9 protein-coding genes and 3 pseudogenes are annotated in these 14,663 nt (G+C 66.5%); 4 read left to right on the top strand and 8 right to left on the bottom strand.

Annotated elements, in window-relative coordinates:
* The 4 genes and pseudogenes from ACFU53_RS29100 to eccE form a co-directional block, all read right to left on the bottom strand.
* Window positions 1-993, bottom strand: a pseudogene (locus tag ACFU53_RS29100) (hypothetical protein); the annotation flags it as partial.
* A gap of 216 nt (window positions 994-1,209) precedes the next feature.
* A pseudogene (locus tag ACFU53_RS29105) lies at window positions 1,210-1,293 on the bottom strand (hypothetical protein); the annotation flags it as partial.
* Between the two features lie 299 nt (window positions 1,294-1,592).
* A complete protein-coding gene (locus ACFU53_RS29110) occupies window positions 1,593-2,366 on the bottom strand; it encodes a hypothetical protein (protein ID WP_383998622.1) in 774 nt (257 codons plus the stop codon).
* The gene (gene eccE / locus ACFU53_RS29115; RefSeq protein WP_383998625.1) at window positions 2,366-3,751 is read right to left on the bottom strand and encodes a type VII secretion protein EccE; all 1,386 of its coding nucleotides are present in this window, start codon (window positions 3,749-3,751) and stop codon (window positions 2,366-2,368) included. Before eccE ends, ACFU53_RS29110 begins: the two co-directional genes overlap by 1 nt.
* A 205-nt stretch (window positions 3,752-3,956) precedes the next feature.
* Between eccE and eccB the strand changes: the two genes are divergently transcribed.
* Together eccB and mycP are read left to right on the top strand one after the other, a co-directional pair.
* Complete coding sequence (eccB, locus tag ACFU53_RS29120) at window positions 3,957-5,486, top strand: type VII secretion protein EccB (protein ID WP_383998628.1); 1,530 nt, start codon at window positions 3,957-3,959, stop codon at window positions 5,484-5,486.
* Window positions 5,487-5,511: 25 nt separating this feature from the next.
* Window positions 5,512-6,834, top strand: coding sequence for a type VII secretion-associated serine protease mycosin (mycP, locus tag ACFU53_RS29125; protein ID WP_383998631.1), 1,323 nt, complete (start codon window positions 5,512-5,514; stop codon window positions 6,832-6,834).
* Window positions 6,835-7,053: 219 nt separating this feature from the next.
* Here mycP and ACFU53_RS29130 read toward each other — a convergent pair.
* From ACFU53_RS29130 to ACFU53_RS29145, 4 genes and pseudogenes are all read right to left on the bottom strand, one after another.
* Window positions 7,054-8,027: pseudogene (locus tag ACFU53_RS29130) on the bottom strand (IS630 family transposase).
* A gap of 204 nt (window positions 8,028-8,231) precedes the next feature.
* Window positions 8,232-8,798, bottom strand: a complete 567-nt coding sequence (locus ACFU53_RS29135) for a hypothetical protein (protein WP_383998634.1) — start codon at window positions 8,796-8,798, stop codon at window positions 8,232-8,234.
* On the bottom strand, window positions 8,795-11,113 hold the full coding sequence (locus tag ACFU53_RS29140; protein ID WP_383998637.1) for a hypothetical protein: 2,319 nt from the start codon (window positions 11,111-11,113) through the stop codon (window positions 8,795-8,797). Before ACFU53_RS29140 ends, ACFU53_RS29135 begins: the two co-directional genes overlap by 4 nt.
* Window positions 11,114-11,230: 117 nt before the next feature.
* On the bottom strand, window positions 11,231-11,737 hold the full coding sequence (locus tag ACFU53_RS29145; RefSeq protein ID WP_383998640.1) for a hypothetical protein: 507 nt from the start codon (window positions 11,735-11,737) through the stop codon (window positions 11,231-11,233).
* 741 nt (window positions 11,738-12,478) lie between these two features.
* On the opposite strand from ACFU53_RS29145, the gene ACFU53_RS29150 reads away from it, so the two are divergent.
* Together ACFU53_RS29150 and ACFU53_RS29155 are read left to right on the top strand one after the other, a co-directional pair.
* Window positions 12,479-12,889, top strand: a complete 411-nt coding sequence (locus ACFU53_RS29150) for a hypothetical protein (protein ID WP_383998643.1) — start codon at window positions 12,479-12,481, stop codon at window positions 12,887-12,889.
* Window positions 12,890-12,891: 2 nt separating this feature from the next.
* Window positions 12,892-14,658, top strand: coding sequence for a hypothetical protein (locus ACFU53_RS29155; protein WP_383998646.1), 1,767 nt, complete (start codon window positions 12,892-12,894; stop codon window positions 14,656-14,658).
* Window positions 14,659-14,663 lie beyond the last annotated feature (5 nt).

Here is a 14,663-nt window from a genome sequence, read left to right on the forward strand (position 1 = left end):
ACCGGGGGTACCCGGAGCGGGCGCGGCGGGCGCGGCGGGCGCGGCGGGCGCGGCGGGCGCGGCGGGCGCGGCGGGCGCGGCGTCCTGGGGCTCGGCGCTGCCGGGCGCTGCGTCGGCGGGGTCAGGGGTGCCGTCCTGAAAGACGGGATTCTGAGGAGTGACGTTCTGCGGAGCGGCGTCCTGAGGGACAGCGCCCTGGGTAGGGGGGTCCTGCGGAGCCGAACTCTGCGCAACGATGTCGTGCGGAGCCGAACTCTGCGCAACGGTGTCCTGCGGAGCGCCATCCGCCGGGTCGGTTCCGTCGGTTCCGTCGGAGACGTCCTCCGCCTTCGCGTCGCCGCCGGGGTGCACGCCTACAGCGGTAGCGGCCTCGCCGGGCTGCTCGCCCTCAGCGGCACCGGCCTCACCGGCCGCCTCCGTAGCGGTCGGACCCTCGGCGGCCGCACCGCCGTCGCGGCCCTGGCTGTTACCGCCCTGCGCATCCTGACCCTCGCCGGACGAAACGGCCTCGGCGGGCTGCGCGACGGGGGCATCACCGGCCCCAACACTCGCATCCGCACCGGCATCGGCTGCGGCACCCGCGCTGTCCTGCCCCTGAGGCTGCGCCTCCGCGGCCGTACCGGATTGCGTCACGCCCCCGGCATCAGGAACCCCGGCACCGTCACTGCCGCCGCCACCGGCCACGGCCCCGGCATCGGAGCCCACGGCGCTCCCCGACTCCCCGTCCGCCACCTGCGGCGCGTTCAACTCGAAGTCACCGGCACCCACTTCACCACCGGAAGCAACGCCCGCAGCCACACCCATGTCAGGCACCGCACCCGAAGGCGAACCCGTACCAGCAGCCGTACCGGCATCCCCGATCTCACGCTTCAGGGCGGCAGCGGAAATCCGCATGGTCGCGCCACTCTCGATCTCCCCGTGGTCGAAGCCGGTCTCGGGCGCGGCGGCCACCGGGGGCCAGGGAGGCGGAAACGTGCCGGGCGCGCCGGACATGTCGACAGGAGGACCGACCGCCGGCGCGGACGGAGGCGCGGACGGAGGCGCGGACGGAGGCGCGGACGGAGGCGTTGCGGAACCGACGACCGGAGGAACGACCCCCGCGCCCGCGCCCGTGTCAGCACCCGGACCCGGTTCCGAACCGGCCCCTGCCGACGAGGCGTTCTGCGTGTACCAGGCAGGTGGCGCGTAGTCGATGGTGAACTCGCCCGTCGTCTCGACGGCGGACTCCGCGTCGGGCTGGCCATCGTCGGGTGTGCCCCAGCCCCCGCGCGTCCCGTCCCGATCGCTACTCACAGTTCCTCCTGGTGTGGTCGAGCACCCTCATGCCGTGCTGGGGCGACCGTTCCTGTCGTCCGATTCGCCGGGCTGGTCCCCCCTCGGGCCCCGGGCAGATGTCGCACAGTCCGTACCGCCCGCTTGCGGGCAACTCGCGACGTGCTGTACCCCAGCCTAATCATCAAAACCGCGGGCCCGGCAGGCCCGTCTCTCCCGACCGGCTTCGACGAAGTACTCAAGTGCCCCAACAGTGGAACAACTTGGGCATATGATCTCGGCTGCATCTTCATTCGCCGGGCTCGTCCCGAAGAGTCGGCTCAGTCCATGCGACGTGCCACACCCAGGAGACCGGTCTCCGCGTCCGTGGCCTGCGTCATCACGTACTGCCGGTCCCGCTCCGCGCACCACAGCGTGATGCCGTCCTGCAGCCCGGGCAGGGACCGGGTCTCGGGATGCGGCAGCCCTATCACGCGCCCGATCTCCGTCGCCTCGTCCGGCGACACCCGCTGGATGCCCACGACACGAGCCTGGCGCATCAACCGCGGCGCGACCGGACTCAGATACGGAAGCAGCGTGAGTACGGACTGCCAGGGTGCTGACGTCACGCGTCCGCGCGGCGGCCGCATGCCGCAATCCCGCACCACCAGCACCGGGGTGCCGGCCGACGCGCCCTGTGGTGGTACGCGCCCCACGTCGTACACGGCCAGGCCGTTCTGCCCGCCGCCCATGGCGTGCACCAACGGCATCCAGGCCTGTGCCCGTGCCGTCTCCACGGCCACGCGTGCCCCCGTCGCCGCCGTGCGCAACGCCAGGACCTGGGCCGTCCACAGACCGCCGATGAGGACGATGTCGAAGGGGGTCGGGCGGTTGACCCCGAGAACGGCGGGCCGGCCCTGTTGGTTGACGCCCACCACCACACCGTCGTCTCCGATGGGCAGGGAGAGCGCACCCGTCTGCTCCACGGGCAGCGTGTGCCGCGGGTGCCGGGGACCCAGCAGCCCGAACCCGGTGCGCAGCCGCTGCCCGAAGCCCGTGGCTCCCGGAGTGCCTTCGGACGAGGATGAATGCGAGGCCGAGGTCGTCATGGTCATCAGCGGGCACCTCCGAGCGGCAGGGTGGCGAGAACGCCGGGGAGCTGTTCACGGTCCAGTCGCACGAGCCCGGTTCGCGCCTGCCGCGCGGCATGCTCCAGATCACGTCGTGCGTCGGTCAGCTCCTGGTTGCTGCGTCCGGTGATGCGAAGGTGACCGGTGATGGCCACATCCTGACGGTCGCCCTTGGCCAGCGTCAGACTGAAGGTCGTCGCCAGCGCGGGAACCGCGGTCAGCTGTGCCACCAACTCCGCCAGCGAGGTGCCGGAGCCGCCCAGCTGAGGCCAGCGGCGTACCCAATACGTGGTGTGCCGACGGTTGTCACAGCGCCAGCTGCGGCTGGACTCCTCGGTCCGCCGCTGCGGCGCCTCGTCCGGCCCGGTCTGGGCGGTCTGCGCGGTCACCATCGGGTTGGCGCACGCGGAGGTGGCGATGGCAGCCGTCAGCTCTTCCTCCGTGAGCACGTTCGCCCGGAAGCCGGCGCCCGTCAGTCGGCTGGACAAGTGCTCCGCCGCCCGCACCAGACACTTCTGCGCCCCCCGCAGCCCACCGCCGCGCGCGGCCACCGCCTCCGGGCACAACTCGGGGTCGAGTTTGAGCGCGATCCACATGATGCGTACCGCGGGGGCGCCGGTCTGGGCCTGGAGCGGCGCGTAGTTGCTCACCACGACCGACTGCCGGGGGAGATGCAGCGCGGGCGCCGGCTGTGTGTGCACCAGGATCTGCGCCGACTCCAGCACGATCCCGTCGACTTCGAGGACATCCTGCACGAGCGCGACGGGCAGCGGTCGGTGACCGCGCTCGGCGCGCAGTGCGCCGGTGTCCGCCTCCAATTGGAGCACCGCGGTGAGGAAACCTCCGTCGCCCACCATGCCAACCGGCCGCTGATCGCGGCGGTCGCCGCGGTTGAAGCTGTACGTCCGCAGGCTCGGATCACACTCCACGGCGGGTGCGAGACCGGAATCGATCCCCGAGAGCACCGGCGTGCTCGCGGCTTTGCGCATGCGGGCACGCAGCGCCAGCAGTGAGCCCAACCACTCGGGCAGGGAGTGCCCACGGCGTCGTACTAGGGCGAGTACGACCAGCACCGCGGCGGCGGCGATCGCCGCAATGAGTACGGCCGTGCCGAGGAGCCATCCGACCACCACGAGGGCGGCCGCCGTCTCCAGCATCACCAGCCGCTGTACCGCGAACGAACCCCCGTGGCCCGAGCGGGACTTCAGATGGGGCGAGACGGATCCGCGGTACGACGCGGAGGCGGCAGGTGTCGCTCCCGGCCGTGCTGTCGGAGAGGGGGAAGAGGAGCCGCGCGAACGCGACCGGCGCGCGCCACCCGATTGTGGTCCCGATTGCGATCGCGACCGGGCCCGTGTTGCGGAAGCCATTGCTCCAAAACCCCCGAACTCTCCCGAAATTCCTTGTTGCTCAGGGCCCTTCAAAGCCTGAGCACCCTGCCCGTGCCACCAGCACAGTCACGCAACAGGCATAGTAGGGGGCGGCTCTGACAGCCTGGGCACCAGAGGCATTCGAGGACGGGGACGGATCTTCACGATCCCCCCATGGCTCCGCACGGGGAGAGAGCGGACACAGATGGCATCACGGCGGGACGAACTCAACGCCTACACCTTTGCGAAGCGCCGTACGCTCGCATCCTTCCTTCAGCCTTCTCCCTCGGGCTCGGAGGAGGGCGCCCCCAGGCCCCTGCGGGCGCTGTGGCCCGGCGCCGTCGTCGGTGTGGTGATTCTCGCGGTGTTCGGGGGCATCGGCGTGTTCAGCCCGACGGCACCCAAGGGCTGGGCCGAGACGGCGGAGCACGTCATCGTGGCGAGCGATTCCACCACCCGGTACGTGGTGCTGAAGACGGACGGCCAGAAGCAGCTGCATCCGGTTCTCAACATGGCGTCGGCCAAGCTGCTCCTGGACCCCAGCAAGGCCGACATCATCACGGTCGACGAGAAGATCCTGGACAGCGGCAAGCCGCCGCACGGTGTCACGATCGGGATCCCCTACGCCCCCGACCGCCTGCCCACCGCCGACGAAGCGGAGATCGCCAAGCGCTGGGCGGTGTGCGAGCGTCCCGGTGACGGCGGCCGCGCCATCCAGAAGGCCGCGTTCGTACTGGCCGAGAAGGAGTTCTCCCGGACGGGAGGCTCCAACAAGCTCTCCGGCGGCGACTTGATGTACGTCGTCGGCCCGGACGAGAAGACCCAGTACGTGGTCGACGCCCGGGGCACCGCCTACCAACTGACCGACCCGACCGACACCGAGCTGCTCAAGGCCCTCGACACCCAGGGCCGCGACCCACAGCGAGTGTCCCAGGAATGGCTCGACACCCTCCACAAGGGCGACCCGCTCTCCATCCCGGAGATCGACGGTACGCCCGGCACCAAGGCGAACGCCTCCACCGGCCTTGAGCAGTACGACAAGGTCGGCGAGGTCATCAAGGCATACGACGGCCAGCGGATGCAGTACTACGTGGTGTTGCGGGGCGAGGTGGCCCAGATCTCCGAGTTCGTCGCCACGCTGCTGCTCAACAGTGGTGACCTCGTAGGCGTCGGACAGGCGGGCGAGGCGCAACAGGTGCACCCCAGCGTGGTCGCCGACAGCACGACCTTCGAGGCGGACAAGACCTGGCCCACGTTCAAGCCGAAGACGGTGAACGACGGTGCCAGCGCCACCTCCGGCCGCAACACCGTCTGCAACGTCCTGCTCTCGGTCGGCTCGAGGGGGAAGACGACGCTGTCCACCTGGGTGGGCACCGAATTCCCCGCCCAACTGCCCACCGGTTCCTCCAGCGCGTACGTCACCCCCGGGTCCGGCCAGCTCTACCGTCAGTTCCAGGGCACGGAGACGACGGCGGGCGGCGTCTTCCTGGTCACGGACACAGGCCTGCGTTATGCCCTGCAGTCCAACAGCGACAGCGACAGCGCCACCGACGACGAGGGCATCGGTACCTCCGCCAAGCAGCGCGAGGAGGAGCTGAACGAGGCGAAGATCGCCCAGACCCGGCTCGGCTACGAGACGGTGACGCCCTCTCCCGTTCCGGCGCAGTGGTCGACGTTCCTGCCGACGGGCCCGCGTCTGTCGGAGGCGGCGGCGCGCCAGCCGCAGGGTTCGTAGACGCGCGGTAGAGGGGAGCGAAGCGATGTCGAAAGCGAACGCGAGGGCGCTGCAGGCGCGGAGCAGCCGGAACGCGGGGACGTGGGGGCTCCGAAGCGGCCGGGGCGCGAGGCCGGCGGCCTTGGCCGCCGCGATCGCGCTGATCGCCACCACCCCGGTACTCGCCCTGCCCGCGACCACTGCCTGGGCGGACGGCAGCCAGTGCACGTTCGAGTCGAAGAACTACGCGGGCCGTCCCTGGGCGCTGCAACGCGTCAACCTCGACGAGCTGTGGGCGCTTTCCACGGGAAAGAACGTCCAAGTGGCCGTGATCGACACAGGGGTGGATGTCAGGAACCCTCAGCTCACCAAGGCCGTGGACGCCCGCAGGGGCGCGAACTACCTCCCCGCGAAGAACTCCAAGGGCGAGAAGATCGACCGCGGCAACAGCCAGGGCACCACCGACACGGTGGGCCACGGCACGCGCGTGGCCGGCATCATCGCGGCCCGCCCGCTGAAAGGGACCGGCTTCGTGGGCCTGGCCCCGGACGCCGAGATCATTCCGATCAAGCAGAACAACGCGGAGGGCGACGGAACGGCCCTCACCCTGGCTTCGTCGATCCGTCACGCGGTCGACGTGGGCGCCGACGTCATCAACATCTCGCAGGACACGGCCAACGCCGTGAGACCCGACTCGAGGCTGGAGGGGGCCGTCGACTACGCCCTCGACAACAACGTCGTGGTCGTCGCCTCGGCCGGCAACGACGGTCTGGGCGGCAATGTCAAGGTCACCTACCCGGCGTCGTACGAGGGCGTCCTGGCGGTGGCGGCCTCCGACCGCAACAACGAGCGGGCCTCCTTCTCACAATCGGGAGAATTCGTAGGAGTCGCCGCCCCCGGCGTCGACATGATCTCCACAGTCCCCGGCGGCGGCCACTGCTCCGACAACGGTACGAGCTTCTCGGCGCCGTACGTGGCCGGTGTGGCGGCCCTCCTGAAGTCCAAGTACCCAGAATGGACAGCCCAGCAGGTCGTCGCCCAGATCGAGCAGACGGCGGAACGCTCGATCCCCGGCCACGACCTCCTGGTCGGCTGGGGAGTGGTCGACCCCGTCAAAGCCCTGACGAACGTGGACCCGGAGCACCCTGTCGAGACCCCGAAGCCCGAGGGCGGAGTGGCCAGGGGCGAGGCACCCTCGGTCACCCCGCTGCACTTCGGTGAGACGGCGGAGGAACGGAACACCCGCCTGGCGACGTATGCGGTCGTGGGCGGCCTGGTGCTGGTGGCGGGCCTGAGCGGCACGGCGGTGGCGGTGCGGGACTCGCGGCGCAGGCGGCGTCGGCCGGGACGCGAGGCATGGACGCGCTGACCAAACTGAACGTGCTGGGCCTGGCCCTGTCCGCCGTACTCCTGGCCATGGCCTGCGTCAAGGCGGACCGGGTACGCGCCTGGCGTTCCAGCATCAACCCGTCGGCTGAGGAACTGCCGGACGCGGCCTTCACCGTCGCCCGCGTCATCCTCGTCGCCATGGCCGGCCTCGGCATCTACCTGGCTGTCCAGGGCCAATTGACCCGAAACTCAAAGGGTTCTATTCGAGGGTGTAGCGGACGTGGGGGCCGCCGAAGTAGCCGCGGACGATGTGTGGCTGACGTTGGCGCCGGTGGAAGAACCTGCGAGTTTCGGCGGCGAGTTGGGCTTGGTCACGGGCCCGGCTGTGCATCGGAAGGCTCCGTTTGAGGTCGGCGTTGACCAGTTCGTCGGGGTTCAGCTCCGGTGAGTACGACGGCAGGAAGTGCAGCTCGATCCGGTCCGGGTGATCGGCGAGCCAGGCGCGGACCTTGCGGGAGCGGTGCGCGGAGTGGCGGTCCAGGACGAGGTGCACCTTGCGGTCGAAGTGGCCGACGAGCCGGTCCAGGAAGCGGCACATGACGTCGGCGTCGAAGGTCTCGGTGAACACCATGAAGTGCATGCGGCCCTTGGTGCTGATCGCGGACATCGCGTTCACCGAGAACCGGTTGCCGGTGCGGCGCACGACCGGAGTGTGTCCCTTGGCGCCCCAGGTGCGGCCGGTGACCTGGTCGGAACGGATGCCGACCTGGTCGGCGAAGAGCACCTCCCCACCCTCGGCCTTCGCCTTCGCGTGGATCGCCGGCCAGGTCTCCTCCCGCCAGGCGCGGACCGCTTCCGCGTCCTGCTCAACGGCACGCTTGTCCGGCCGCTGGAACGACAGCCCCAGCGGCGCAGGTACTTGCCCACGCCCTGCTCCGTCAGCCGCACCCGGTACAACTTCGCGATCAGGTCCCTCACACCGGCTCGCGTCCACAACTGCCCAGCCAGCCCCAGGTCACAGGGGCGGTGATCCAGTACGGCCTGCCGGATCGCCTGCTGCTCGACCGTATCGAGAACTTGGTGCTCGCCTGGGCGCCGTCCCCGCGGCTGGGCCACGAGCGCCCCACGCCCGCCGGCCAGCCACTTCGCCCACCAGTTGTCCACGGCCTTGAGCGAGACCTGAAACACCGCCGCGACATCCTCGCGAGTCCGGCCTCCGACCAGCGCGGCCACCGCCCGTAACCGAAGGGCCTCCTACGCTGATGGCGACAACTGCCGTGCATCCCACACCAGTTCACTCATGTAGGGATCAACGACCCAGAACAGCTACCGTTTCGGATCAATAACGCCTTCACCTGTGGCAGGGCAGCGGCAGGGCATTTTCGTGAGGGATCCAGCCGTTGGACACGAAGGAATGCCCAGCAGGCTCGGCCTGCATCAATCACACTGGTCGGAGTCCTCAATGGCCTCGATGTAGTCGGTGATGAGTTGTTTCATTGCGGCAGCATCTCGATGCTTTGAGCCGACAGCCTGGACTGCGGCGTAGAGCACCTGATCCTTGTGCTTGCTGCTTTGACAGCTACTAACCTTGCCGAAAGCTTGATATCCCGAGTAGGTGTACCTGCCGTTGTCCGTCTGTTGATCCGGGTCATCGAGAGTCATACCCCGAGCAAATTCAAAGACGCTCATATCGTTCCACCACTCTTGAGAAGTTTGAACGATCAGCTTGCCGTCGACGGAAACGGCGCATTTGAGTATTCCTCGGGAATCCGTAGTGATCTTGGTTGTGAGCCCCTTTCCGGAGGGAAGAAATGCGGACAAGGCTTTGGCGTTGATGGATGTTCCGCACGCAGATTTAGGCACTGAGTATTCACGTTTCTCTTGATCTCCTGTGCACCCTGAGAGGGTGACGAGGAACACAATCGCCCCGCAAATGTATACCGGCCGGTGCTGCCGCCTGTAGGCGCGAAAATTCACGATGTGCTCGCTATGTTGAGAGTTCATCCGGCAGTGGTTGTGCTGCCGGGAGCCTGGCCACTCAGGATGGCGCGTGCATTGAGGTAGCCTTGTCGAGCTCCCTCTCTGGACCAAGTTTCGATATCCTCGGCATTGGGCAATCCATGCTGTGTGGCTGCGGCCTGTGCGCCCGTCCCGACATATTCGTTGTTCGTGATAAGGGCGGCTTGCCAGGCGTCGCCCATTTGTTGGTACTTGTCTGCCAGGGCGTTTCCTTCGGCGTCCTTGAAAACTTCTTCCAGGACTACACTTGTTACCGTGCCGGCAGCGCCACCCGCCAATGCCCCGATCCATGGTGTCGCGACGAAGGATGTTCCGACACCCACTGCGGTTCCAACGCCACCAGAAATGGAATTCTTGTACTGGGCAACCGAGTGGTCGTATGCCTTGTCCTCTTCTGAGCCGGGATTCCCGATGGCTTCCTGGCGGCCGAGCGAGAGTGTGCCCGAAACTTCTCCCGACCGTTCAGAAATGTACTCAACAGTGGTTTTGGTGTCATCGGAGAAGCGCTGGTCGGTCGGCAGGTCTGGGTTCAGGTGGTGGTCCATCAGTTTTGCCATGTAGGCTTCCTGGCCAACCTCGACGGCAGCGTATCCTTCGTCGTTCTGCCCCACTGCGAAGAGGAACTTGGTCACATCGGTGTGATTCAGTTCGGCATCGGCACCTGCTACTGGATAAAGCCTCTCGATGTCAGCCCAGGCGCTGGACTCTTCATCCCTTCCTACGTCACTCACCGCCCTGTTGATGTCCGGCAAGTACTCTGAGGTCATCTGCCCCATACTGTCCGACATGTACTCGTTATCGGTGAGACGTCCGGGGTCGTCTCCTACGGATGTGACCACGGCGTTGAACAGCTTTGCTTGCTGATCATTGTGGGCAGGGGTGTCCAAGGTCGGCCTCTCCCCAGCCGGATGCCCCGTAGTCGCCGCCTCGAGCGCCAATGCCAGATTGTTCTGACCCGTATGTAGATCATCGCCCTTCGCATCGACCTCCTGAGGCCAGTCCCGCTCCTCGAACAGGTACTGGAAGTTAGAGAGCGACACTTTGCCCTTGTAGGTGTCGGCGTCGTCCGAGTCCCGCTCGAAGGGGTTGTCCGGGTTGTCCTTCGAGATGTACTGCTGGCTGAAGAAATCTGTAGCTGCGTCAGGGCTGTTGGAGAGGACCTTCAAGTATCCTGTGAGCGGATCGGAACCGCTGTCCTCGCCAATCCGGTTTAGCCAGGGACTGCCGCCCATGTGCTGCCAGACTCCGTTGCCATGCTCACCGTTGCCGGTGAACTTGCGCTCGGTGTCCATGAGCTTGGTGCCGTAGTCGTGCAGGAATCGGTCGTCGTAGTCGCCGGTTCGCATCAGGTTGCTCATGACCTGGAAGCCCATTGGGCCGCCGCTGGTGCCGTAGATCGGCTTGTCGCCGATGTCGATCATCTGGCGCTTCCACTCAATCATGGCGACGGAGTCACTTTGCGAAGCATGGGCCAGTGTTAGGCCAAGGTTGCGCTGGAGGTCGTCGAACTGGTCGAGGCGCTTGTGTCCGAGTTCGTAGTTTCCTCTGTTGGCGTCGGTGACACCGGTCCAGAACTCAAGAGTCTTCTTCGGACCGAGAGTTGTTGCGAACGTTTCGGCGAAGAGATCATCGTTGGCGTACTTCTTGAGCCCGACGTTGAGCCTGTCGAAGTCGTTGACCGAAAGGTCGTCGGGGTCCTTCCTGGCAAGCTTCGCCAGTTCCTTGGCTGCTTTGACGGCCGCGGCCGCGGAATCCCGGTTGGAGTAGTTGGCGTCCGAGAAGCCCAGAGTGCTCTGATCAGAGATGGCGCGCAGGACGGTGTTGGCCGAGTCGTCGCTCTGGGAGGCCTTGTCCAGAATCCCCTGGACCTCGTCGCGAAGCGCGTTGATGTCGCCCTGGTTGTCCGAGTCCGTCTTGGCGCGTCCTTCCGGAGGAACGTCCGAGGTGACGGTGAATCCGCCCTCGTACCCGATAACCTTCAGGTTCTTCTTTCGGCCGCGCTCAATGGCCTCGGTAAGCTGCCGGTGATAGCCCTTCAGCTCGCCTTGAGTATCGTTGAGAATGCTGTGAATGGTCTTGGCCTGGGTGTGGGCATCGGCGAACTCGCCCGCCGTCTTGCCGATGAACTCCTTGGACACCTGGGCGTTCATACCGGCCCAGTTGGCCTTGTTGGCGGCCTGGTGCAACCCGTCTTCGGCATCCTTCTTCAGGTCTTCGAGCCGATCGACGAGCGTCGACCAGTCGGTGACGGCGTCATCGAGCAGTTTGAAACTGGCGTGGAGGAGAGTGTCGAGCTGCATCGGGCTTCGTCCTCAGAGCAGGGAAGTAGGGGGAAGTGGGAGCGGGTTGCTTCCGGCGCTGCCGTATCGGTGTCGGGCGCTGCGGTGAAACCATGCCGGTATCGGTCCAAGCCGCCGCTAATCCTTCTTCTTGCTCTCGTCCGGGTAGTAGATGGGGTTCTTGTCGCCCGGCTTCCCGACCCGTTCGTCGAAGCCGGCGTCCAACGCGTCGATGCTGCTCATCTGCCGCTGGATGAAGCCATCGTCACCGGTGTGCAGGTTCGTGGTGACGTGCATGTGGTTCGAGATGTGCGCGACGGCGTCCATCAGGGACTTGAGCTGCTCTTCCCAGCGGGTTGACACATGCTTGAGGCCGGCGCCCAGGGCGAAGCCCTGCTTTGCCAGATCTCTGGCCGCGGACTCGCTGCTGGGGACAGCGACACGGGCCTTGTCCCAAAGATCGTTGTAGAGGGTGTGTGCGATCTTGCCGATCTTGCTCAGATCGGTCTGGCTGGTCTTGAGGACGCCGAACTTCTCCGGAAGCGCGGAAGAGCCGCCGCCACCGTCGGCCTGGTTCAGCTGCATGTGCGTCGACTGCCGCTCGGTCGCCTCCGCCTTGAGCTGCTCCCACTCTTCCCATGCCATGGGCAACACCCTTCCCCGTGTGCTCGGCCGGCGGTCCTAGCGTCACTGCACCTGCCGTTCCGATGGTGTGGTAGCCACTCAAGCTAGCAACCCGGCCATGGAGAATTCAGGGCACGTCCGCTGTGCGTGGATTGTCAATCGTGAAGGTTCAAAGGATATGCGTACTTGTGATACCCGGTCGCGGCTGTCGGGGGAGGAACCGTACCTGAGCGTCGCTTCAGCCCAACGGGTGATGCGGACGAGGCGACCACCACAACACCGTCACCGATGCGCGCTCGCGCCCCAGTCGGCGGGGGCATGCGCAAGTCGGCTGAGACTGCCTCTCTTCGCATGCCGAGGCCGAGTGGTTGCAAAAGCGTCTGCCGCTGCCGCAGTCCCTGATGGGGTGGGGGAAGTGTGAAGTTGTGCGCGGAGATGGAGCAAACGCGCGATCGATCGTCTGTGAAAGTCTGATGAAGATCGCAAGTAGCGCGACGCCGTCGTCCGCGGTGGTGAGCATCCGTTCACAGCGAACAGGCAAGAACAGCACAGTGGGCAGCCGATCGGTCTCGTAACCGGGCTGACGCACATCGCTGTTGGCCGCGTTGTACAGGTTGACTACAGTGGCAAGAGCGTTGTGAGGCGTGGCTCGCTTTGCGATCGTACGGCGAGTGGTTGGCCAGGTCTCGATCGTGTCGGGGCGGATGGACGTACGGGGAAACGGGGTGGAGCGTCGTGCTTCCGGCAGAGATGGCGGGGGGCGTGTCAGCGGCCAGGGCAGCGAACCTGGAGGCCAGTGGTGAGGCGCTGGACAAGTTCGTGAAGCGGGTCGACGCGGTTCTCCGCGACCTTGAGACGTCGGCCGGCAACCCGACGAAGGTGGGCGCCCAGACCATCAGGTCCACGTCCCTGAGTGCGGGGGCGGACGGCACCTTCCCTGAGGCCGACGGCTTGTACACGCAGTACAACCGGGTCCATCAGGAGCTCACGTCCCTGTCCAAGACACTGCATCTGCAGATCGAGGCGACCGCCATCGCGGTTCAGGGTGCGCATAGGGGGTTCGACAACCTTGAGGAGGAACTGCGTCGGCGGTTCTACGGCATCCAGGGAGAGATCACGGAGATCCAGGATGGCAAGCAGCGCGTCGGTGACAGCCGCACCGGGGTGATGTGACGATGACCGACAGACGGCACGAGGCGGACTTCGACCGCGTCGAGGGGCAGAACGGCATTGCGGATATCGTCCGAGGGTTTGAGGACCGTCCGCAAGGCGGGCTGCTCAACCGCATGGTGCGTTCGGCCTTCGTGGACAGTTCGCTCGGGCGGACCATCGCGGATCGGACGGACTTCGAGAAGCCCGACTTCGACCTCAATCAGCTGATTGAGCTCGTCGAGCAGACGGACCCGGAGGATCTGGAATCCTCGGGCAAGGCTCTGTGGGATGCGCGCGACGCCATCAAGGCGGCAGCTGACGAACTCGAAGGTCACATCGACAACGTCCACTGGGTTGGAGAGTCGGGTGATGCCTTCCGCAAGTGGGGTGGCTCGCTCGTCACCAACACGCATCACTTGAGTGACTTCGCCGGGGCGGCAGGGGATCAGATCACCGCTGCCGCTGTAGGCCTTGCGTCTGTGCGCAGTGCCATGCCGTCTCGTGATTCGGAAGCGAGCCGGAAGCGGCCTGAGCACTTTACAGACACTGAGAAAGCCGCGGACAAGAGCGAGTACGAGGCTGCCGTACGGGTGGAGAAGGACCGCCAAGAGGCGATCAACCAGATGAACCGGTTGGCGTCGTACTACGCGGTATCCGAAGAGGCGCTGGCGTCTCTGCCCGCCAAGGACAAGACGCCAGAGTTCACGGCCATGCCCGATGTTGGGGTTCCCAAGCCTGAGGCTCCGCGAGCGGATTATGGCCGTTCGGTGTCTGGAACGGGCTCACACACCACCGGGACAGCATCTTCCGTGGGTGATCAGGCGACTGGCGATGCCTCCAGGCACAGCGCAAGCGACAACCAACTGACCACTAAGGACATCACCAGTAAGATCACGTACCCCGATGAGCGTGTCCGTACCAATATCGACAGCGTCGGCACGCTGCCACCGTCCACGACTACACCCGTGACCGGCCACACTCCGCCGTCATTGGGTACTCCTGCTCCCGGTGGCGGCCAGGCGAGCATGTTCGAGGGTGGCCTAAGGACACCGGTCTCCAACGGCACGCCAGGCCGGAACCTGGGCGGAACAGGTGGTCTTCGTACCCCTGCGTCGGCTCAGGGGCGCGCTGGTACGCCCGGTTCGCCCAATTCGGGTCTTGGGCGCTCCACGGGGCAAGGGCCCATGAATCAGATGGGGCGTGCCACGTCGACCGGACAGTCCGCTGCCAGAGGCATGACTCCCGGATCGCATGCGTCCCAGATGGGCCGTCCGGTCACCGGTGGTACGCCGCGAGCCGGCGGCACGGCTGCTCCGCGGGCAAACAGCGGTCCTGTGACCGGAGCCGGTCGGGCCAACGGAGTTGTCGGGGGACAGCCCACTGCCGTCGGCGGCGCTTCCGCGAAGGGTGGGGCGAGAATTCCTCGGGGCACGGTCGTCGGCGGCGAAGGGGTGGCCAACTCACGGCCTGCTACTGGTCGGTCGGGGCAGCGTGGGGTTTTCGGAGCGCCCGAGACCACGGCGAGGTCGAGTTCAAGCGCGACACCCCCTCGTGGAGGTCCAGGAACATCCGAGGCTGTCACGGGCAGGCCGGCCGCACGCAACTCTGTTGCGGGAGCCGAACGCAATGGCCTGACACGTGGCGGCGCCGGCCTCGTGCGCGGTCCTGGCCACAGGACGCCCGGTGATGGGAACGTCCAGGGAACGCCGCGCCTCGATCACCGGGTCGAAGACGAAGAGACTCCCCTGCCCAACAGGCCGCGGCGTGATGAGCCGCCGGTCGTCAACTGACCTAG

It is taken from the genome of Streptomyces sp. NPDC057474, from assembly GCF_042802555.1.
Lineage (GTDB): Bacteria > Actinomycetota > Actinomycetes > Streptomycetales > Streptomycetaceae > Streptomyces.

Coding starts and splice junctions, on each gene's coding strand:
- ACFU53_RS29110 (WP_383998622.1), bottom strand. CDS start 2,366: ATGACCATGACGACCTCGGCCTCGCATTCATCCTCGTCCGAAGGCACT.
- eccE (WP_383998625.1), bottom strand. CDS start 3,751: ATGGCTTCCGCAACACGGGCCCGGTCGCGATCGCAATCGGGACCACAA.
- eccB (WP_383998628.1), top strand. CDS start 3,957: ATGGCATCACGGCGGGACGAACTCAACGCCTACACCTTTGCGAAGCGC.
- mycP (WP_383998631.1), top strand. CDS start 5,512: ATGTCGAAAGCGAACGCGAGGGCGCTGCAGGCGCGGAGCAGCCGGAAC.
- ACFU53_RS29135 (WP_383998634.1), bottom strand. CDS start 8,798: ATGAACTCTCAACATAGCGAGCACATCGTGAATTTTCGCGCCTACAGG.
- ACFU53_RS29140 (WP_383998637.1), bottom strand. CDS start 11,113: ATGCAGCTCGACACTCTCCTCCACGCCAGTTTCAAACTGCTCGATGAC.
- ACFU53_RS29145 (WP_383998640.1), bottom strand. CDS start 11,737: ATGGCATGGGAAGAGTGGGAGCAGCTCAAGGCGGAGGCGACCGAGCGG.
- ACFU53_RS29155 (WP_383998646.1), top strand. CDS start 12,892: ATGACCGACAGACGGCACGAGGCGGACTTCGACCGCGTCGAGGGGCAG.